This window comes from Providencia sp. PROV175, assembly GCF_032707045.1.
In the GTDB taxonomy this organism is placed as follows: Bacteria; Pseudomonadota; Gammaproteobacteria; order Enterobacterales; family Enterobacteriaceae; genus Providencia; species Providencia hangzhouensis.
Genome location: NZ_CP120533.1, coordinates 1,655,805 through 1,676,536 on the forward strand (window position 1 = coordinate 1,655,805; position 20,732 = coordinate 1,676,536).

General features: G+C 39.0%; 18 protein-coding genes. 7 read left to right on the forward strand and 11 right to left on the reverse strand.

The annotated features are described in order from the left end of the window. Positions 1-3 precede the first annotated feature (3 nt). Positions 4-630: a response regulator transcription factor gene (locus tag P3L44_RS07220; protein WP_272662241.1), complete on the reverse strand. Its 627-nt coding sequence runs from the start codon at positions 628-630 to the stop codon at positions 4-6. A 1,114-nt stretch (positions 631-1,744) separates the two neighbouring features. On the opposite strand from P3L44_RS07220, the gene P3L44_RS07225 reads away from it, so the two are divergent. The 5 genes from P3L44_RS07225 (at position 1,745) to glnB (ending at position 7,413) form a co-directional block, all read left to right on the forward strand. Next, positions 1,745-3,184, forward strand: coding sequence for a sensor histidine kinase (locus tag P3L44_RS07225; RefSeq protein ID WP_036959006.1), 1,440 nt, complete (start codon positions 1,745-1,747; stop codon positions 3,182-3,184). Continuing rightward, positions 3,184-4,014, forward strand: a complete 831-nt coding sequence (qseG, locus tag P3L44_RS07230) for a two-component system QseEF-associated lipoprotein QseG (RefSeq protein ID WP_140172305.1) — start codon at positions 3,184-3,186, stop codon at positions 4,012-4,014. The genes P3L44_RS07225 and qseG overlap by 1 nt, the downstream gene beginning before the upstream one ends. Beyond that, positions 4,011-5,351, forward strand: a complete 1,341-nt coding sequence (glrR, locus tag P3L44_RS07235) for a two-component system response regulator GlrR (RefSeq protein ID WP_004264938.1) — start codon at positions 4,011-4,013, stop codon at positions 5,349-5,351. Before qseG ends, glrR begins: the two co-directional genes overlap by 4 nt. Positions 5,352-5,439: 88 nt before the next feature. Beyond that, positions 5,440-7,062 (forward strand): NAD+ synthase, encoded by a 1,623-nt coding sequence (locus tag P3L44_RS07240; protein ID WP_004264936.1) that lies wholly within the window; start codon positions 5,440-5,442, stop codon positions 7,060-7,062. Positions 7,063-7,074: 12 nt separating this feature from the next. Then, positions 7,075-7,413, forward strand: a complete 339-nt coding sequence (gene glnB, locus P3L44_RS07245; RefSeq protein WP_004912721.1) for a nitrogen regulatory protein P-II — start codon at positions 7,075-7,077, stop codon at positions 7,411-7,413. Between the two features lie 187 nt (positions 7,414-7,600). On the opposite strand, the gene hmpA is transcribed toward glnB, so the two are convergent. Beyond that, positions 7,601-8,800 carry an NO-inducible flavohemoprotein gene (hmpA, locus tag P3L44_RS07250; protein WP_004264934.1) on the reverse strand — a complete coding sequence of 400 codons (1,200 nt, stop codon included), beginning with the start codon at positions 8,798-8,800 and terminating at the stop codon, positions 7,601-7,603. A 461-nt stretch (positions 8,801-9,261) separates the two neighbouring features. Here hmpA and glyA point away from each other — a divergent pair, with 461 nt between their 5' ends. After that, a complete protein-coding gene (gene glyA, locus P3L44_RS07255) occupies positions 9,262-10,515 on the forward strand; it encodes a serine hydroxymethyltransferase (protein ID WP_140172309.1) in 1,254 nt (417 codons plus the stop codon). Between the two features lie 81 nt (positions 10,516-10,596). Then, positions 10,597-11,748: a 3-phenylpropionate MFS transporter gene (locus P3L44_RS07260; protein WP_004264932.1), complete on the forward strand. Its 1,152-nt coding sequence runs from the start codon at positions 10,597-10,599 to the stop codon at positions 11,746-11,748. Positions 11,749-11,787: 39 nt separating this feature from the next. Here P3L44_RS07260 and P3L44_RS07265 read toward each other — a convergent pair whose 3' ends face one another. From P3L44_RS07265 to P3L44_RS07305, 9 genes are all read right to left on the reverse strand, one after another. Next, complete coding sequence (locus P3L44_RS07265) at positions 11,788-12,276, reverse strand: molecular chaperone (protein WP_410480055.1); 489 nt, start codon at positions 12,274-12,276, stop codon at positions 11,788-11,790. Next, positions 12,162-12,494: a molecular chaperone gene (locus tag P3L44_RS07270; protein WP_272662239.1), complete on the reverse strand. Its 333-nt coding sequence runs from the start codon at positions 12,492-12,494 to the stop codon at positions 12,162-12,164. The genes P3L44_RS07265 and P3L44_RS07270 overlap by 115 nt, the downstream gene beginning before the upstream one ends. A gap of 13 nt (positions 12,495-12,507) precedes the next feature. Beyond that, complete coding sequence (locus P3L44_RS07275; RefSeq protein WP_316928274.1) at positions 12,508-13,587, reverse strand: fimbrial protein; 1,080 nt, start codon at positions 13,585-13,587, stop codon at positions 12,508-12,510. Positions 13,588-13,598: 11 nt separating this feature from the next. Then, positions 13,599-16,103: a fimbria/pilus outer membrane usher protein gene (locus P3L44_RS07280; protein WP_272662237.1), complete on the reverse strand. Its 2,505-nt coding sequence runs from the start codon at positions 16,101-16,103 to the stop codon at positions 13,599-13,601. 14 nt (positions 16,104-16,117) lie between these two features. Beyond that, a complete protein-coding gene (locus P3L44_RS07285; RefSeq protein WP_272662236.1) occupies positions 16,118-16,807 on the reverse strand; it encodes a molecular chaperone in 690 nt (229 codons plus the stop codon). Positions 16,808-16,856: 49 nt separating this feature from the next. After that, positions 16,857-17,447 (reverse strand): fimbrial protein, encoded by a 591-nt coding sequence (locus tag P3L44_RS07290; protein ID WP_096863445.1) that lies wholly within the window; start codon positions 17,445-17,447, stop codon positions 16,857-16,859. A gap of 418 nt (positions 17,448-17,865) precedes the next feature. Further along, positions 17,866-19,143 (reverse strand): TRAP transporter large permease, encoded by a 1,278-nt coding sequence (locus tag P3L44_RS07295; protein ID WP_004264925.1) that lies wholly within the window; start codon positions 19,141-19,143, stop codon positions 17,866-17,868. Then, positions 19,134-19,613, reverse strand: coding sequence for a TRAP transporter small permease (locus P3L44_RS07300; protein WP_140172313.1), 480 nt, complete (start codon positions 19,611-19,613; stop codon positions 19,134-19,136). The genes P3L44_RS07295 and P3L44_RS07300 overlap by 10 nt, the downstream gene beginning before the upstream one ends. 77 nt (positions 19,614-19,690) lie before the next feature. Continuing rightward, the gene (locus P3L44_RS07305) at positions 19,691-20,695 is read right to left on the reverse strand and encodes a C4-dicarboxylate TRAP transporter substrate-binding protein (RefSeq protein WP_004264923.1); all 1,005 of its coding nucleotides are present in this window, start codon (positions 20,693-20,695) and stop codon (positions 19,691-19,693) included. Positions 20,696-20,732: the final 37 nt, after the last annotated feature.

A 20,732-nucleotide genomic window follows, 5' to 3' on the forward strand; every position in this document is an offset into this window, starting at 1 on the left:
AAATTACCTTGATATTAGGTTATGCTCTAACGCGTAATGAACAAGGTCGATGGTATTTTCGCATTGTAATTTGCCTAATATATTTGCACGATGCACATGCACAGTTTTATGGCTTAATTCAAGTTGCTCTGCGATCACTTTTACACTCAAGCCAGCAACTAATAAATTAAACACTTCCCGTTCCCGAGGCGTGAGTTCTTGTAGACTTTGCTGCTGTTGGGGTGAGTGGCGTAACGCTCTCATGGCATCGGCGCATAGGTAGCAGCCTCCTTGGTGCACTGAGCGAACCGCTTGCACTAATTCTTCAGGGCCACAGCGTTTAGTTAAATACGCACTGGCTCCAGCATCTAAAGCACTTTGCACAAAAGCGGGGGTATCATAAATACTCAAGATAATGGTGCGAAAATCCGGCTTTTTTTGGCGCAACCGTGATAAAAGTTGCAGGCCGTTCTCATCTGGCATTGAAATATCCATGATGGCAACATCAATATCTAAATTAAGCAAATTAGGCCAAGCTTCTTGAGCATTAGCATATTGCCCGACAACCGAAATATCAGGTTCAAGTGTTAATAGTTGTGCGAAGCCAGAACGCACAACCACGTGATCATCAACTAATGCGATTTTTATCATATTTTTTATCAATTTGATGAGTAGGGTGTGGGAAATCTTATATCAATATCGAGAAAGATTAGCTACCAGCAGAATGTAAAATTCTGCTGTTCATCCTTAATGACGAGCAATTTTTTTTTTGTAAAATTTTCACGCAAACTTATTTATATTGAATAATAAATGACCAAAAAACAAGGTGTATAAAAATAGCGACAGACGCCACTTTGGGGTGTCGCCAAAAGGAGACATTTATCTTATTGATAAATATATATTTATAAATTTGATGTTTAGGGTGTCTTAAATTAGCGACAATATTGAGAAAGAGATAAACCGTTTCAGTGTATCCAGAATCACTGAATAGACGGTAAAAAATAAATTGTCTTATTTTTTAATGTGTTAAAAAATAAATTGAAAAGTTGGCACGGCATGTGCATAATAATATTCAGTTGCTCATTCAACTTCTTATGTAGGTCCAAAATTAGTTGGGTACATACCACATAAACCAAGAATGACGCCAAAGTAAGGTGCCTACCGTCCAACAGCATAGATATTCGCCTTCGGGCCTTATCAAACACAGGGCGACACGTGGAGTGAGGCACCACCTATATAATTATCTTTAATGTAAAGACATAATTATATAAAATCAGTAACCATCAGAATCAGAGTCGTTGTTATCGCTGGCGGGGTAAAGGTAAGTCCTTTATCCCGCCTTCCTATTTTATGCCCACCATAATGCCCGCCATACTTTGTACCACAGCGTTGTTGGCTGCTCTCGTCTACCCGAATCACATACTTATAGAAATATCTTCACTTGGCGCCTAGCTGCAATCCGAATTATTTAGGGCATAGCTTAGTGTTTTATTTTTAAAGAAAAAACTAAAGAAAAGACGAAAGAATTCATTTAGTAAGACCTATCGATTCTTTTATGCTTTCGTTTATGCGAAAAAGTAACATCCGGAGCGATGAACATACCTATCTGAAAATTATCATTTTTTACCAATAAACTTGGCACGTTCATTGCTATTTCACTGTTATACTTAGTCTGATTTTAACGCTATGGGACACAGAATTTGGATTGTGCTTTTCGCATTACAGGGAGTTCTGCTACCATTGCAATACGTTTAATGGGTATGAGATGAATGTATTGAGTAAATGGCGTTTTTTTCCTCGCTCCTTGCGTCAACTAGTTGTGATGGCATTCTGGCTTGTATTACTTCCTTTATTAGTATTAGCCTATCAGGCATATCAAAGCCTAGAGCAACTGAGTAACCAAGCTGCCAATATCAATAAAACCACGTTGCTTGACGCACGGCGTAGTGAAGTGATGAGTAGCCTCGCCTTAGAAATGGAACGGAGCTATCGTCAATATTGTGTTTTGCAAGATGCTACATTGCATACTCAATATCAGAAACAGTTTGCAGACTACCAGCAAATGTTTGAACGTCAGCGAACGATCTTACCTACCTCGACAGACACTTCTGCATTGACTAAGACTTTGGATGTACTTAAAACGGTTGCGTGTGAAAACAATGAACCGACAGAAAAAATCACACGGGCTTTAGAACAATTTTCTGCCGAAAATGCCTCATTAGTGCAAGAAACTCGTGATGTGATTTTTAGCCGTGGGGAACAGCTGCAAAAAGCGATTGCGAATAAAGGCCAACTATTTGGTTGGCAAAGCTTAATTTTATTCTTATTAAGCGCATTGCTAGTGGCATTATTCACTCGGATGATTATTGGCCCAGTTAAAGCTATCGAACGAATGATTAACCGTCTCGGTACTGGGCGTACAATTGCGAATAATATTGAACGCTTTAAAGGCCCTAGGGAGCTACGGACAATCGCACAGCGGATTATTTGGTTAAGTGAACGACTCGCATGGCTTGAATCACAGCGCCACGAATTTCTACGCCATATTTCACATGAATTAAAAACACCTCTTGCAAGCATGCGTGAAGGAACAGAATTACTCGCTGATGAGGTGGCAGGGCCATTAACTGTGTCTCAAAAAGAAGTTGTAGAAATTCTTGATCACAGCAGTAAGCATCTTCAGCAACTTATTGAGCAATTACTTGACTATAATCGTAAGCTTGTCGATGACCCACCAGAAGCACAAATTGTTGATTTACAAAAACTCATTGAAGATATTGTTAAAGCACATAATTTACCGGCACGGGCTAAAAATATTAAAACAGAAGTGCGTTTAAAAGTGGACAGCTGTTTAGCCGAACCCTCACTTTTAGGACGAGTTATTGATAATATCTACTCCAATGCGGTGCACTATGGTGGCGAATCAGGTAATATTTGGATCTCTAGTCGCCAAACAGGTAATAAGCTTCTGATTGAAGTTGCGAATACGGGGACGCCAATTCCTGAGTCTGAGCAAAGTATGATTTTTGAGCCGTTCTATCAAGGTTCACTACAAAGAAAAGGTGCTGTCAAAGGAAGTGGGCTAGGGCTGAGTATTGCGCAAGATTGTATTAAACAAATGGGGGGAGAACTTTCTCTCGTTCCCAACAAATCAGCAGATGTCTGTTTTAGAATTGAACTGCCTCTAACCGCAGAGAATGAATAATGGTAAATCGGTCTACAGGTGTTTGGGCGGTACTTTACCGTAACGCATCGTTAAGTAAAAATAATCGAAGAGTACCTTATGTGATGAGACGTACAGGGCTCAATTTTGGGGCGGTCTTATTTTCCCTAATCTTAAGTGGATGTGTCGCTAAAAATGGCCAGTCACCGCTCGAAACTCTAGCGCAAGTCGTTGTGCCTGAAGTTAAAGTCACAGACTACCGTTATACATCATGTGAATCTATTTGGAACAATGACCAGCCAACTGCACGGGAAAATGCATTATTTTGGTTACGAATGATGGACTGCGCAGATCGCACGGAAACCAGTCAAGCACGTGAAGATGCAGGTAAAATAGACGTAACAAATTGGTCGAGTGCATTTCAACAAAATATTTTGTTGAATTCTGCTGACCCGTCTATTGCAGAGCGCCGTAAAATGCTTGATAGCATAAATACGTACAGTTTGAATTTTCCCACTGCGGTACGTCCATTATTACAATTATGGCGTGAGCAACAAGTACAAATTATCAATCTGTCAGACGCGGGGGCTCGTTATAAACGCCTACAGCAAGAAATGGATACAAAACTCGACCGTCTAAAGGAAGATAATGCTAAATTGGCTTTTGAACTGAATACGACCTCCCGTAAGCTTGAAAATTTAACAGATATTGAACGCCAGCTTTCTTCTCGTAAGAAAAGCACCAACGAAACCGAAAAAGATGTAGAGAATGGGGTTGAAGGAGATAAGCCTATTTCCTCAGAAGAGCCAAAGCCTGATAGCAGCGCATCTTCTCCAGTAGAGCAAAATTCATCGGAGAATGAACAAAAATGACGAATCGTAAGTCAGCAAATTTGTTACTAGTTGACGATGACCCAAGTCTTCTGAAACTGTTAGGTATGCGTTTGAGTAGTGAAGGTTTTAAAGTCACTACAGCAGAAAGCGGCCCTGAAGCACTAAAAATCTTACAAAAAGAAAAATTAGATTTAGTGATCAGCGATTTACGCATGGATGAAATGGATGGTATGGCGCTTTTCGATGAGATACAAAAAGCCCATCCAAACATGCCAGTTATCATACTAACTGCTCATGGTTCTATCCCTGATGCCGTCGCGGCAACACAACGAGGCGTATTTAGTTTTTTAACTAAGCCAGTAGATAAAGACGCATTATATAAAGCAATCGATGAAGCTCTCGCGCTCTCTTCGACACCGATTAGCGATGAGGAGTGGAGCGCTGGTATAGTCACGCGTAGCCCCTTAATGATTCGGTTATTAGAACAAGCGCATATGGTGGCACAATCTGATGTTAGCGTGCTAATTAATGGGCAAAGTGGTACAGGTAAAGAAGTTTTAGCGCAAGCGATTCATAAAGCTAGCCCTAGGGCGCGTAAGCCGTTTATTGCCATTAACTGTGGTGCACTACCTGAACAATTATTAGAGTCTGAATTATTTGGTCATGCTAAAGGGGCTTTTACCGGCGCAGTAAGTAACCGCGAAGGGTTATTCTTTGCAGCCAGCGGTGGTACGTTATTTTTAGATGAGATTGGCGATATGCCAATGCCATTGCAGGTTAAATTATTGCGAGTATTGCAAGAACGTAAAGTTCGCCCTTTAGGTAGTAACCGCGATTTAGATATTGACGTGCGAATTCTCTCCGCAACTCACCGTAATTTGCCTAAAGCGATGGAAAAAAATGAGTTTCGTGAGGACCTCTACTATCGCTTAAATGTGGTTAATCTGCGTATTCCTGCGTTAAATGAACGTTCTGAAGATATTCCATTATTAGCAAATCATCTATTGCGTGAATCTGCATCACGGCATAAACCTTTCGTGCGTAGTTTTTCCAGTGACGCCATGAAGTGCTTAATAACAGCGAGTTGGCCGGGCAATGTTCGTCAATTAGTTAATGTTATTGAACAATGTGTTGCATTAACAACGTCTCCTGTTATCAGTGAAGCACTCGTCAGCCAAGCACTTCAAGGTGAAAATACGGCCTTGCCGACATTTGTTGAAGCTCGTAATCAATTTGAATTGAATTATTTACGTAAGTTATTACAAATGACAAAAGGGAATGTCACCCAAGCTGCCCGAATGGCAGGGCGAAACCGCACAGAATTTTACAAATTACTTGGTCGACACGATTTAGAAGCCAATGATTTTAAAGAATAAATAAGAATTATTTACCACATAGTTGTTATCGATTACATTATGTGGAATAAGGCAATTCATATTCACGCTCCGGGAGAAAAAACACCTTATGAGCCGTAAGCTTAATATTTCACTAGCACAACTTAATTGGTTAGTCGGTGACATCGAAGGCAACTGCGATCGCATGTTGCAAGTTGTGAGTGAACAAGCACCAAACACAGATATTGTCATGTTTTCAGAGCTGTCTTTGACAGGGTACCCACCAGAGGATTTAATTTTCCGAGCTGATTTTGAGGACCGCTGTTTAGTACAACTCGACCGTCTGCAAAAAGCCAGCCAAGAAACGGCAATTATTGTTGGTCATCCATGGTATGAAGGGGATGATATCTATAATGCATTGTCTTTTTTCTATCAAGGCAAATTGCATGCACGTTATTTTAAACAAGAATTACCAAATTATGGCGTGTTTGATGAGCCTCGTTATTTCACCGCAGATGAAAAAACCTGTGTTGTTGAATTTAAAGGTTATCAGCTCGGCTTATTGATTTGCGAAGATATTTGGTATGACGAACCGGTTGATGCAGTAAAAGGGGCTGGCGCAGAAATATTACTGACAATCAATGCATCTCCTTATGATATTAATAAAGAACATATTCGAACTGATTTATTAGTCGATCATTGTAAACGCACTCATATGCCAATTGTGTATCTCAATCAAGTTGGCGGACAAGACGAATTGGTGTTTGATGGTGGCTCAAAAATCATTGCAAACAAAGGCAAGCAAACCTTTAAATTGGAAGAATTTAAAGAGCAGGTTATCACAGTGCAATTTGATGAACTTGCATTGGTGAGCGAAGGTAGTGTATTTATTGAGAATGACCCTGTGGCGCAGGTATACCAAGCTTTAGTCATGTCTACTCGCGACTACATCAATAAAAATGGTTTTAATGGGGCTATTTTAGGGCTATCAGGCGGGATTGATTCAGGGTTAACAGTGGCTATTGCCGTTGATGCAATAGGGAAAGAGCACGTGCAAGCGGTCATGATGCCATTCCGCTATACTTCTGAGATGAGCATCCACGACGCTAAAGAACAAGCTGATTTGCTTGGTGTTGAATTCGATATCGTATCTATCGAACCGATGTTTGATGCTTTTATGGCACAGTTAACGCCTATGTTTGAAGGAACCGCGGTTGATACAACTGAGGAAAACTTACAAGCGCGTTGCCGAGCCGTTATTTTAATGGCGATGTCAAATAAACGTCGTCGCTTAGTTTTGACTACCAGTAATAAAAGTGAGTCAGCGGTTGGCTACTCGACATTGTATGGTGATATGGCGGGTGGTTTTGATGTGTTAAAAGATGTGCCTAAAACCCTTGTCTTTGAGTTGGCTAAATACCGTAATACTATCTCTCCAGCAATCCCACAACGTGTGATTGATAGGCCGCCATCAGCAGAACTTGCGCCAGGGCAATTAGATCAAGACAGTTTGCCACCTTATGATGTGTTAGATGCATTATTAGAAGGCTATGTGGAAAAAGACTTGTCAGTTAATGACCTAATCAAACTTGGTTTTGATAAAGACGTGGTACGCAAAGTTGTGCGCCTTGTTGATATTAATGAATATAAACGTCGTCAGGCGCCTGTTGGGCCACGTATTACGATGCGTAATTTTGGCAAAGACCGCCGTTATCCGATCACCTCAGGTTTTGGCCGTAAAAACTGGTCATAACAGGAATTATTTATGAAAAAAATTGATGCAATTATAAAGCCATTCAAACTTGATGATGTTCGTGAAGCGCTGGCAGAAGTGGGCATTACTGGAATGACAGTGACTGAAGTGAAAGGTTTTGGACGTCAAAAAGGGCATACTGAACTTTACCGTGGCGCAGAGTATATGGTTGATTTTTTACCTAAGGTAAAAATTGAAATTGTTGTACCAGATGACATCGTTGAAAACTGCGTCGAAACCATTATGCAAACTGCGCAAACTGGCAAAATTGGTGATGGAAAGATCTTTGTTTATGATGTCGCTCGAGTGATCCGTATTCGAACCGGTGAGCAAGACGAAGAAGCAATTTAATAAATTAAGTTTGTATGAAAATGCGGTAACGGAAAATACACAGGAATGGGATTAGAATTGTGTATTTATTATGCGAGCCCGTTACCGCTAAATTAGAAAACTACGAACATTTAACTAGTTAACCCATTTTCTTCAGTTAATATGTTTCATAGAATGCTCTTCTAAACAGAAGAGCATTTTTTGTGAATTAATTGAGGGGTAATACCTTGTGTGGTCCAAAACATTCATAGTGAATAGCACTGGTATCGACACCCATTGCAATTAGCTGCTTACCTACGTGCTGCATAAACCCAACAGGGCCACAGAAATAGAATTGCATATTCGGTTGCTCAATCCATTCACGTACCAATTCTAAATTCATTAAACCTTCATATTGGTAATCAAACCCGAGACGATCTTCCTCTCTTGGTTGATTAAACCAAATCGCGGATTGGCTGGTTTGCTGTTTTGCTAATAGTTGTTGAATTTCGTGCCTAAAGGCATGAACAGCACCATTTTCAGCGGCATGGAACCAATTAACTTGTGCGTTGTGACCTTGTTCTGTTAGATGATTTAACATGCTCAGCATTGGAGTTAAACCAACGCCTGCAGAGATCAAGGTAACAGGTGTCTGACCATCAACATCAATAAAGAAATCACCACATGGAGGGGCGAGCAGTACACTATCACCTTCATTTAATTGTTGATGTAAGAAATTAGAAACGGAGCCTTGTTCTTCACGTTTTACCGCAATACGGTAGCTACGGCCATTAGGTGCAGTGGTCAGAGAGTATTGGCGGATTTCTTGGTTTTCAAATCCCTGGTTGTTGACATAAATAGTGATATATTGGCCTGGGCGGTAATCAGCGACAGGTTGCCCATCGACAGGAACAAATTCAAAACTTGTAATCACATCACTTTGTGGTTGTTTTTGCGCTAATTTAAACTCACGTAAGCCTTCCCAACCCCCATTTTTATCCGCATTTTCTTGGTAAATTGCAGCTTCTCTACCAATAAAAATATCGGCTAAAACACCGTAAGCTCTACCCCATGCATCAAGAACCTCTTGGCCTGGGTTGAGGAGTTCATCAATAGCCGCGAGTAAGTTTTCCCCGACGATTGGATAGTGCTCAGGTTTAATATTTAAGCTTACATGTTTTTGGGCGATTTTTTCGACAGCTGAAATAAGAGCCTCAGGAGTTTCAATATGCACAGCATATGCGCAGATAGCGTTGAAAAGGGCTTCTCGTTGGTCCCCATTCACTTGGTGAGTCATGTTGAAAATATCTTTTAATTCAGGATGCTGTTTAAACATCCGATCATAAAAATGCGCGGTCAGTTTTGGCCCTGTTTCAGCAATGGCAGGAATGGTTGATTTAACAATGGCAATGGTTTGGCTATCTAGCATACAGGTGCTCCTGAATTATTTTCATGTTCTCATTATAGTTATGGCAAAAGGCAAATTTTTGCGATCTAAAAATATTCCTTTGTAGATTAGTTAGATAAATTTATTTCATCTTAGCTAATCCCTATTTTTTGCGAACGATGAAGGTGATTTATAAAGATGCATTTTAAATACAACTTATAATATTTACGTGTTTATGTAAAGACTCAAAACAGAAAAATAGGGTGGATTTAGGCACATAATGAGAAGGGAATAGCAAATCTGGATGTTTGTCCGTTAAAAATTAAAATTTGAGCTATTTTATAATGAAGCCTTCAGAAGCAAATGAAGTGAAAAAAATTAATGCAATCGTTTGCGTATATTTTTTCTTTAGGGCTATCTCAAGAGAGAAAAAGAGTTTACACTGTGTGTCATTCCGATGAATCGATTTTCAACCTATTGAATTGCTGAGGCAGGAGAAGCGAATGTTAAAGCGTGAAATGAATATTGCTGACTACGATCCGAAATTATGGGAAGCAATGGAGCAAGAAGTACAACGTCAAGAAGAACACATTGAATTAATTGCTTCTGAAAACTATACCAGTCCACGAGTCATGCAGGCTCAAGGTTCTCAGCTAACCAATAAATATGCAGAAGGATACCCAGGCAAACGCTACTATGGCGGTTGTGAGTATGTTGACGTGGTAGAGCAATTAGCGATTGACCGTGCGAAAGAACTATTTGGTGCTGACTATGCGAACGTGCAGCCGCACTCAGGTTCACAAGCTAACGCTGCAGTTTACATGGCGTTATTACAGCCTGGTGATACCGTTCTGGGAATGAACCTAGCACATGGTGGCCACTTAACTCACGGTTCACCGGTTAACTTCTCAGGTAAACTGTACAACATCGTGCCTTACGGTATTGATGAAAGCGGTAAAATTGACTACGACGATATCAAAGCGCAAGCGGAAAAACACAAACCAAAAATGATTATCGGTGGTTTCTCTGCGTACTCAGGTGTCGTTGATTGGGCAAAAATGCGTGAAATCGCAGATGGTATTGGCGCTTACCTGTTTGTTGATATGGCTCACGTTGCAGGTTTGATTGCTGCGGGTGTTTATCCAAACCCAGTTCCTCATGCACACGTTGTGACAACAACAACGCATAAAACTTTAGCGGGTCCACGTGGTGGGTTAATTTTAGCTAAAGGTGGTGACGAAGAGTTGTACAAAAAAATCAACTCAGCGGTATTCCCTGGATCTCAAGGTGGCCCTTTAATGCATGTTATTGCAGGTAAAGCGGTTGCTCTAAAAGAAGCGATGGAACCTGAATTCAAAGTTTATCAACAGCAAGTTGCTAAGAATGCGAAGGCAATGGTCGATGTTTTCCAAAAACGTGGCTACAAAGTGGTATCTGGCGGAACTGAAAACCACTTATTCTTAGTTGATTTGGTTGATAAAGACATTACAGGTAAAGATGCAGATGCTGCACTTGGCCGTGCAAATATCACTGTTAACAAAAACAGTGTACCGAACGACCCTAAGAGCCCATTTGTAACGTCTGGTGTACGTATTGGTTCTCCTGCGATTACGCGTCGTGGCTTCAAAGAAGCAGAAGCGGGTGAGCTAGCTAGCTGGATGTGTGATATTCTAGACAACCTCAATGACGAAGCGACCATTGAGAGCGTGAAGCAAAAAGTATTAGCAATTTGCAAAAAATACCCAGTTTACGCATAACATAACGTATTATTAATTACTGAAACCCGCTTCTACATGTATGTATGAGCGGGTTTTTTGCATTGAAAAAACGGAGGAGTGATGGTCATTCCATCAACGCGTTGGCTAGCTATTGATTATTTTACCTACTTTTTTGCCTACAGTATTTTCTTGCCATTTTGGTCAGTTTGGTTACAAGGTGAGGGAATTGATGCAGAAATGATTGGTGTTTTGTTAGGGGTAGGGCTAGCAGCCCGTTTCCTTGGTGCGATGTTTATTACTCCTTTAGTTAAAGAGCCCTCGAAACTTATTACTGCTCTACGCTTACTCGCAGGACTTTCACTTATTTTTTCTGTCGGTTTTGCTCTGGGTTCTCACTGGGCATGGCTGTTGTTTGTAATGATTGGGTTTAACTTATTTTTTGCACCAATGGTTCCACTGGGTGATTCACTGGCGGGGACATGGCAAAAACAATTTACCTTTGACTACGGCAAAATTCGCGTTTGGGGTTCGATAGCTTTTATTATAGGTTCCTCACTGATGGGGTATTTAGCCGGTGTTTGGGGAAATAAAGCCATCATGGTGGCCTTGATAGTAAGCTGTTTAGCATTATTACTAGGCGCAATGCTGAAACCAGCAATTATGCCAATGGGGGCAGCGAAAGCGGATGGTGGTAATAAGGTTACGTTTAAACAATTGATTGCGGATAAAAACGTCGTTAGGTTTCTTATCTGTGTTACGTTACTGCAAGGGGCTCATGCGGCTTATTATGGTTTTGCTTCCCTATTTTGGAAAGAAGCCGGCTATTCAGATTTAGTGATCGGTAATTTATGGTCGCTCGGTGTGGTTGCTGAAGTCATTGTATTTATGTTAAGCCACCGTTTATTTAGGCGTTGGAGCGCTCGAAATTTACTGTTGTTATCTGCTTTCTGTGGAATTATTCGTTGGGGCTTGATGGGAGCGTTTACTGCATTACCTGTGTTAATTGTAGTGCAAATTCTTCACAGTGGGACTTTTACGATTTGTCATCTAGCGGCAATGCGCTTTATCAGCGCAAGAAAAGAAAATGAAATTATCCCATTACAAGGTGTTTACTCTGCCCTCGCAACCGGTGGTGGGTTAGCCGTCCTGACTATTATTGTGGGGTATATTTATGAGCGAGTGCCTGCTCATCATGGTGTAGTTTTCTATTTAATGGCGCTTCTTGCTATTCCTGCCGTGTTTATCCGCCCTAAAGTTGTAGCTCAATCCTAGTATTTATCAATCAAGCTATAAAAGGGGTTAAACCTATTTTTATAGCTTGGTTTGGTACTGAATTTGTTTCCCTGTATCGTCAATATAAATCATTGTTATATTTTCTCCGTGATTAATGGTGGTGGTTGAAGGGAAGATTTGTGATGAAAATGGCGCAATCATCGAACTTTTTGTAATAGAACGGCTTTCATTATTAGCTAGATAGATATTGGCAATACTTAAAAAATAAGGGGTTGGGTTGTTGACGATAATGCCATCTTTAGCTAAATGGAATTTAATGTTATTGATTAAATCATCTGGTTTATTTATAAGCGCAATTGGTCGATAAAAAACTTTAATCCGTGTTTGAATGGCGAACTGCAGCATATTTGCACTATTTATTTGTTTTGGCTTTGGCGCAATGTCTAATACATTTAAATAAAATACAGACTCTTTATTCGTAGGGAGTTTGTCGCCAATAAAGCGTATTTGTAATTGAGCCCCGTCATTTGCCGCGATTTTAGTAACGGGGGGGGGGTCACAATAAATGGCGCGTTCGTCGTTTCTGGTGTTGAATCGAGGTTACCTTCATCCACCCAACTTTGAGTCAATGTGGCTTGTTCACTGTAATTAGTCAGTTGAATCCCGACGGCCTTTTTATCGCTAGGAAAAATAATTCGTGTTCCTTGTAAAACAAGGCTCGCACATGCTTGGACGCTAAAAAATAGTAACGTAGCGAACCCTGTGATTTTAATTATTCCGTCCATAATATTTTCCTTTCTAATTGTATGACATCACCACGGTTGCAGTACTTGAGACTTGTCCTTGAGTGACACTACTTGGGTTGTATGCATGGTAATAAGCACCTAAGTTTACTGAAAAAGAAGGGGAAATCGGATTTCCTTTAAGGACAGTAAAAATATTTGTCGCGCCATTTTTAGCTGCTACGCTATCCGAAAGTACTAATGGTGTATTGAGATTGCTTGCGCTAACTAATCGGAAACCAACGCCTTTAGCACCTTGGCTAATGGTATTATTCAAGGTTGTTTTATCATTTGAGAGTAAATTACTACTGGATAAAAAAATAGATACATCACGAGAAGCATTACCACCTGCTAAAAAGTCTTGGCAGGTAAAGTTAAGCGTGAATGGCGTGTAGCCTGCTCTGGTTACAGTTTTCACCGCATTGATACTTACTGGGGGTAGCGCAACGACTAAACCTTGGTTAACAAAATTACAGGTAGTGAGAATGGGATTATAAGTTAAGGTCATTGGTTGTAAGTAGATGTCATCGGCACTGGTTGGCCATTGTAGCGTTAACAGAAAAGTGACTAATTTGACTACAATATCTAATAACCACTGTAGAATTCCCAAGCTGGATGCATCAGAGGCGAGTACAATAGGGGTAACTGTAGCGGTACTTCCTGATACTTCGACATAGTTGGTTCCGGGTTTGGCTGTGAGCAAATTAAATTGAACGGTAAAATTTGTATCGAGCTCACTACCTTGATGTATACCTTCCGTAAGGCCGACAACTCTATCTTTTTCTAATGCAGTGACTGTAATTGAGACAAACTGCTTTCCACCATTAAAACCAATAGTGGCTGTTCTGCCTTGGAAGGGGGATGCAATACCGATAGAGTTAGGAAAAAGCAATCCTCTTGCAGTACAGGTAAAAGTTCCAGGGTAGATGGTTCTGCTATTTTTACTAACTTGAGTCGATGTACTGGTAAGTTCTGTCGATAAATCAAAAGCAAGAGCGGGAGCCGTCACTGTAGATGTTTGTCTACAATGTGCTGAGGAATACTGGCTATAAGCCAATATACTGGAAAACATCAGTGCTAAAGTGATTTTTTTCATCATATTTTCCTTTATCGACAGAGGTTTTTGTTCTTATCCATCGTGTTGAGTAGCGGCTCAATAACACATGTCTGTTTCCCTTTAAGCTTTATGTGCAATGCCATCGGTAATTGCTCACTTTTGATATACATCACGCCAGATTGGCCGACATAACCAATACTCTGTTGTTTAGCATCTGTGATTTCTGTTCCAAAAGGTAAGCTATCTCCATTAGCAAGAGCGCCACGGATGATATAAGTTTGTCGAGTATCGGTTTCGAGTTTGATGTAATTTACCGCCCCTTGATATGGACTTACATTTGCCATATTACCGAGCACCTCGGCGCCTGCGGTTTTCTCTGTATCTGTCAAGGTATAGGTATTGGTTCTATAGGGTGTGGAGTTAGCGACTAAAACAACACCTTGTTGATTAGTTAAAGTGGTTTTATCGGCATTGACCATCATGTCACTGGCCATTGGAGCATCAATGATGGTGTAGGTCTGTCCTGTTTCCCCTGAAAAAACAATATGTCCAGGAATAGCAACCAGAGTTCCTTTGGCACCTAAACCCGTTTGGCGGTAATTATTGGCCTCTGTGTAAGATCCTGAAAGCGTGCTAGAGGGAAGCTGATAGCTGACGTTCCCACCAACTAAGTTATTACCACCGCTTTGGTTCGTTGCAGTTAGCGTATAATTGACTTGGTCATTTTTACCTGCAATACCACTGACACTCAGCGTAGTTTGTTGATAACGAGAGTCGGTGAAATAGCTTCCCATACTAATATTGGCGCGTTTTTCAAATAAAGAAAAAGGAACACTAAAGTTGGCATAAATACGAGTTTCTTCTTCGCTGTCGTAATTGCGAACACGTGAAACAGACACACTATAGGAAATATCGTTATAATTGTTTGCATAACCGGCTTGATATTCACGGCTATTACCGTTTGCATTCCAATAATCACGGTGTGTACCCGATATGAATACCGAACCATAACCATCAGCTAATTGTTGGTTTAAATTCAACGTAAATGTGTTTTTAGCACGTGAACCGCGTAAGGCGTCATAATTAGTGAGTGAAAGTTCAGGTGGAATATTATTGCCGAGTTTTTCTGATAGCTGGTCTTGATAAACTTTCCAAGCGCGATAATTGTCTTGGGAATAAATGGCATCAATAAAACTATAGTAGCCACTAGTCGAATAACGATATGACGCCAAGGTTAAATTGGTCGACGTTGCGTTAATATATTTGTTATAAGTCAAGCGATAGCTTTGACCACTATGATCGCCTGAATCTAATTTAGTATTTGCTTGCGTAATATCAGCTGAAATGGCCCCAAAACTAAAATTCCAACCACTCCCTATAACGCCAGAATAGTATTTTTCGCTAAATAGCATTCCTGCATAAAGTGTCACTAAATTATTTAATCCATAGTGAAACTCACCTTGAGTAAATTTGGGTTGATAATGGGTATTGTCGATTTTAGTTTGCCCAGCAATAAGGCTGTAATTATAAACGCCCTGTTTGAGCATGTCAGGTACAGCAGAATAGGGCACAGTAAAGGTTTCTTGCCTTCCATCAGCTTCTTGGACAACGACGAATAAGTCACCTCCACCAGCACTAGGCTGAAGGTCATTAAATGCAAACTCACCAGGGGGAACGCTTTCTTGATAAACCAGATTATTATTTTGGTACACGCTGACTAAGGCATTTGTTTGAGCGACACCGCGTATAATAGGTACAAAATTTTGACTTGAATTTGGCAACATACTAGCTTCTGTTGCCAATGCAATCCCTCGAACTCGAATACTATTAAATAGGGCTGCGGGTGTATAAAAATCACCTAATTTCAACCCGGATTTGATTGTACTAAGAGGACGATAAATATAACGGGTATTGTTTTTCCATTTTTGGCTACTATGAGAGCTATGTCGATAGCTGGATTCATCTCTAAATTGCCAAGCGCCTAAATTAACGCCTGAATTTAAGGTAGCAAAAAAATTGTCACTGCTGGTTTTAGAGTTTTTTTTCTCTTTGTAACTATAATAATTTGTATTATAAGAAAAAATAATTGCAGGTTCGCCATAATTCCAGAGACTGGGGTCAACATAGTTAGCTTCGAGTTGTTTCAGAGCGACTTGAGGAACGGTAATATCGAGTCGTAGGTCGTTGATATTGAATTTATATTTTATATTGGCCGCTAAATCATCAATAGGAATAAATGGCTGTTGTTTGGTTTGTTCAATCACCTCAGAAGATAAATTCAGGTTTAATTTCTGCACATCATCAGCAGCAAGGCTAATCAGTTTACCATCATTATTGATATCAATTTCAAATTGGCCTTTCCAATTATTATTTACATAAAGATCGGCTAATTGTTTACCTGATGGAATTTTATTGTCGGTATAGAATCGTGAAATATCTCCTTGTGCAGATTTGCCTACCAATAGGGACGTCTCAAACTCGTCCGCTATTGAGTTCTTTAGATAACTTTGTAGTCCTATTAAGATTAGGAGGTAGAGATAGTTTTCTTTTTTCACGATGATTTCTTCTATTAAAGTTTAATGTTTTTAGATTTGAAAACACCATAGTCATCCACATACATTAGAATAAGATCGTGGCTTTTCATTGTTCCTTTAATAGGTAATTCTTTTTCAGACATAGGGGCAATCATCGCAGAATCAATTAATGAATTATTTTTATCGTCCGATGGTGTGATAGCTGCAATAGTTAAATGGTATTGCGAGTTATTTTTAACTAATATGTTATTATTTTTAATCTGGTAGTTCGCATGATTAATGACTTCATCGGAGGATTCGGTTAGACCAATAGGACGATAAAAAATTTTAATTCTTGAGCGTGTGGCTAGCTGAATTGCATTTTTGCCTTTAGCAGATTCTGGAGTTTTAGGAATATCTAAAACATTTAAGAAAAATACACTTTCAACATTGTCAGAAAGTTTTCCGGGTATTTTTTTTATTTTTAATTGCTGACCTTGTAAACCTTCAATTTTAACAATAGGAGGGGACAAATAAAAAGGCGCTTCAGAATTCTCAGGTGTGGAATTTTCATCACCGTTATCAATCCATGACTGAACAAGAGACGATGTTTTACTATTATTGGTTAATTGTACGGTAATACTATCAGCGTCAGCAGGATATATAATTCGAGTGCCTGTAATAATAACATTAGATAATGTTGAGCTCGAAAATAAAATAGTGAGTAATAAAACTAGAGTTTTCATAATAGTATCCATTTAAAGCCAGGCTAATAAAAGCCTGGCTAAGTCATAATTATAAATAGGAAACTGTATATATTACATTTGATTGCAAAAGACCGACTTTGGCAGCAGTTGCATTAGTTTTATAATAACTGGCTATTAAATTGAGTGTAGCGCCTGTCGCGCCACCAGTGTCAGCCCCTGTAAGGTTAGTATCAAAGGCCACATTGAGTGGAATTGCGGTTGTTGGAGTGCTGGTTTTAGATAAACTAAATCCAACATTTTTAGCAACGGAAGCATCATTTTCATTGACGGAAGTATTCACTAAATACAAACCGGAAGGGGAAATATTACTTGACGAATAAAAGTGTAATTTCAGATTACTTACAGGAGTGCTCGCAGGTGCACAATCAGAGAAAGTTAAAGAAAATTGTTTTTGATTTTTAGAAATAACCGTCGCGGCAGTGGTCCCTGCATCTGTTACGGTTATTGGGTCAAGAACAACAGTCATATCGGCACTATTTCCGCCATTAATAGTACAAGTTGTATCGCTTATTGCTCCAGAAATTGAAATAATTCCTCCAGCACTGTTAGTTATTGCAAATGCTGAACTTGATATAACAGATAACGAAAGCAAAGACAGAGGTAGTATATATCTAGACATAATTAACCCCATAAGGTCAAAGTAAAATAAAGTGATAAAACTTTGATTAACAGCTGAATGTAAATTAGCTGTGTTATTTTATGCTAGATATAAAATATATTTTTTTCAAATTAAAAATCAAAAAAATATTTAATGAGATTAATGTCTTTTTTATATATATGAATTTAATGTGATATTGTTTTTCTAATTACTTTATGTTGACTCGTAATAAGTGTAATTTTTGATGGTTGGTAGTTTATCTTTTTGATTATTTCTTGTTGTGCATGTTATTGTGACAAGGATAAAGATCAATTAACTTAACAATAAAAAAAAGTAATATTAATTTGTGAAATTAAATAAAATTTAATTTATAAGAAATTAATTGATAATAAAATGGCAAGTCATAGTTAATGACTTGCCATTGAGATATAATTTTATCTTATAAGCTAGGTAGGAAAGTCGTAAATACAGGCATAAAAGTGACTAAGAGTAATACGATAATTAATGCAAAGAATAGTGGCATGACCTCACGAATAAAGTCTGAAATACGTACACCAGTAATCGATGTGGCAACAAACATTACCGTTCCCATAGGGGGTGTTAAACATCCGATAGCTAAATTAAGGATCATGACAATGCCAAAATGGATAGGGTCAATTCCTAAAAGTTTTACTGTAGGCATTAATAATGGAACAAGGACAATAATTGCTGCATTACCTTCAATAAACATACCTAGAATTAAAAGCACCGCATTGACAATCATTAAGAAGACATATGGATTATCAGAGAAACTTGTCATCATTTTGGCAACATCTTGTGCCACTTGCTCGTTCGTCAATACCCATGCTAACGCAGAACAAGTCATAATAATGAGCATTATGCTTGCTGTTGAACGAGCTGTTTCTAAAAATGAGGCCGCAATGTCTTTTAACTTCATTTCACGATAAAAGAAGGTACCAATTACAATAACGTAAAGTACAGCAATAGCACCAGCTTCTGTCGGTGTAAAAATACCAAAGCGAATTCCGCCAATAATAACGAGGACTAAGAGGAAAGCTGACATTGCTCCTTTACCTGTTTGGTAAACTTCAGCAAATGTAGGCGCTTTGTCTCTAGCAGGTTTGTATCCACGTTTTTTGGCAATAAGATAAATTGTAACCATTAAAGCAACGCAGCACATTAAACCAGGAATGATTGCAGCCATAAACATCTTACCAATAGAGACATCGGCAACAAATCCATAGATGATTAATGCAATACCCGGTGGAATTATAGGTGTTATTAATGATCCTGCAGCAGTGACAGCGGCAGAGAAGCTTTTCCCATAACCTAATTTGGTCATTTCGGGTACTAACATTTTAGATAACATGGCACAGTCAGCAAGGTTAGATGCAGAGAGCCCACCCATCATTGTACTTAATAATACGTTAGATTGGGCAAGTCCCCCTGGGTAGTGCCCAGACAGTGTGCCAGTAAATTTTAACATTCGGCTAGTGATACCCGTGTAATTCAAAAGGTTACCTAACAGAATGAAAAAAGGAATAGCAAGTAACGTGACATTTTCTCCTGCACCAATAATGCGCTGAACTGCAATAAGAGGAGATATATCACCAGCAGAAAAGAAATAAGTGAGTAATGCAATTAGCACACTTAAAAAAATGGGAACATTAATTAAAAAGCAGAATATTAATACAATACAGGCGATAATTACTGACATGGTTTATCTCCTTTTATTAATTTACTCATGTCTTCCAGTAAATGTTGGATAGAAAATAACACCATGATGGATGCGCCAATGGGAACAGAAAGGTCGATATAGTAATAAGAAACACCAATAATTGGTGTTATTTTATCTTCTGCAATAATCGAGAGTTCATATCCAAGATACCCAAAAATTGATAAAGCAATAATGGCCATAATGTGGGTAATGACCGCGATACCTAATTGTACTTTTTCAGGAAATAAAGAGGTAATAGCATCAATACTGACATGCATTCTTTTACCCGCAGCGGATGCTGCTCCAATCATAACCAACCATATGTAGCAAATAATTAAAACTTCCTCACTCCACATTAAAGGGTCATTAAGAAGCCAACGCATGAATACAGCAAGAATGGTAATAATGACGATAGCGGCAACGGCAAGCGATGCCACTATATCACTTAATTTCCCCAGAAATTTAAACATAAAAGATCCTTGCGAGAATAATAGTCAACCATTTGTATTGTAAAAATATTGGCGGTGTTAACCGCCAAGTTATAGGGTTAATTATTAATAATATCTTGAGTTTGTTGATATAAATTCGCAGACCACTCAGGGAATTCATTATAGAAAGGCTTAGATTTTTCTTTGAAGAGCGCTCTGTCTACTTCAACAACAGTAACACCTTCACTTTTCATTTTCTCAATGATCTCTTTCTCTTGCTGTAAGACTAAATCTGTTAAGAATTGCCCAGCTTCATTTCCTGATTCAACTAAAGCCTGCTGAATATTTTCAGGTAATTTAGCGTAGGTTTTGCTGCCCATGACTAAGTTGGTTACGTTTTCTACATGGCCCGTTAGAATTAAGAATTTGGCAGCTTCATGGTGTTTTTGCCCATATAGCACTGGAATTGGGTTTTCTGCACCATCAATAATTTTAAGATTAAGTGCAGTATAAACTTCAGCTAAAGGTAATGGTGTTGGTGTGGCACCCATTGCCTCTAAACCTTTAATTTGAATTTTATTGTTGGGGACGCGAATTTTTAAACCTTTTAGGTCATCTGGGGTTTGGATCATTTTATTGGCTAAGATATGGCGTGAACCATATAACCAATCTTTAGAAACTACATGAAGGCCTTTTTTATCTAACTGTTGTTCTAAGGAACCATACCAAGGTGAGGCATTTAATTTAAAAATATCTTTATAAGATAGCCCTAAGTACGGCCCAAACATAATACCGTAATCAGGTACATAATCAGAAAAGAAGGCACCATCTGCTAAGGTAATTAATGGACTACCTAACTTCATTTGTTCGATGACATCTTTTTTAGAACCTAATTGTGAGCTTGGGTAAGGAATTAACTCACCTTCACCATTAGTTTTTTCATTGAATTTCTTTGCCCATTCGTGGATAGCTAAGTCAAAAGGCTCTCCGGGGTTATTTTCATAAGCGACTTTTAGCTTATATTTAGCATCGGCGAATGCGGCACCTGTCATGCTGCCCATTAATAGCATTGTGCTGAGTGTTAAGCTAAGAAATGTCTTTCCGTTTAATGTGCTCAGTTTCATAAAGGTATCTCCTGTAGGGGATTTATTGTTTTAAGTA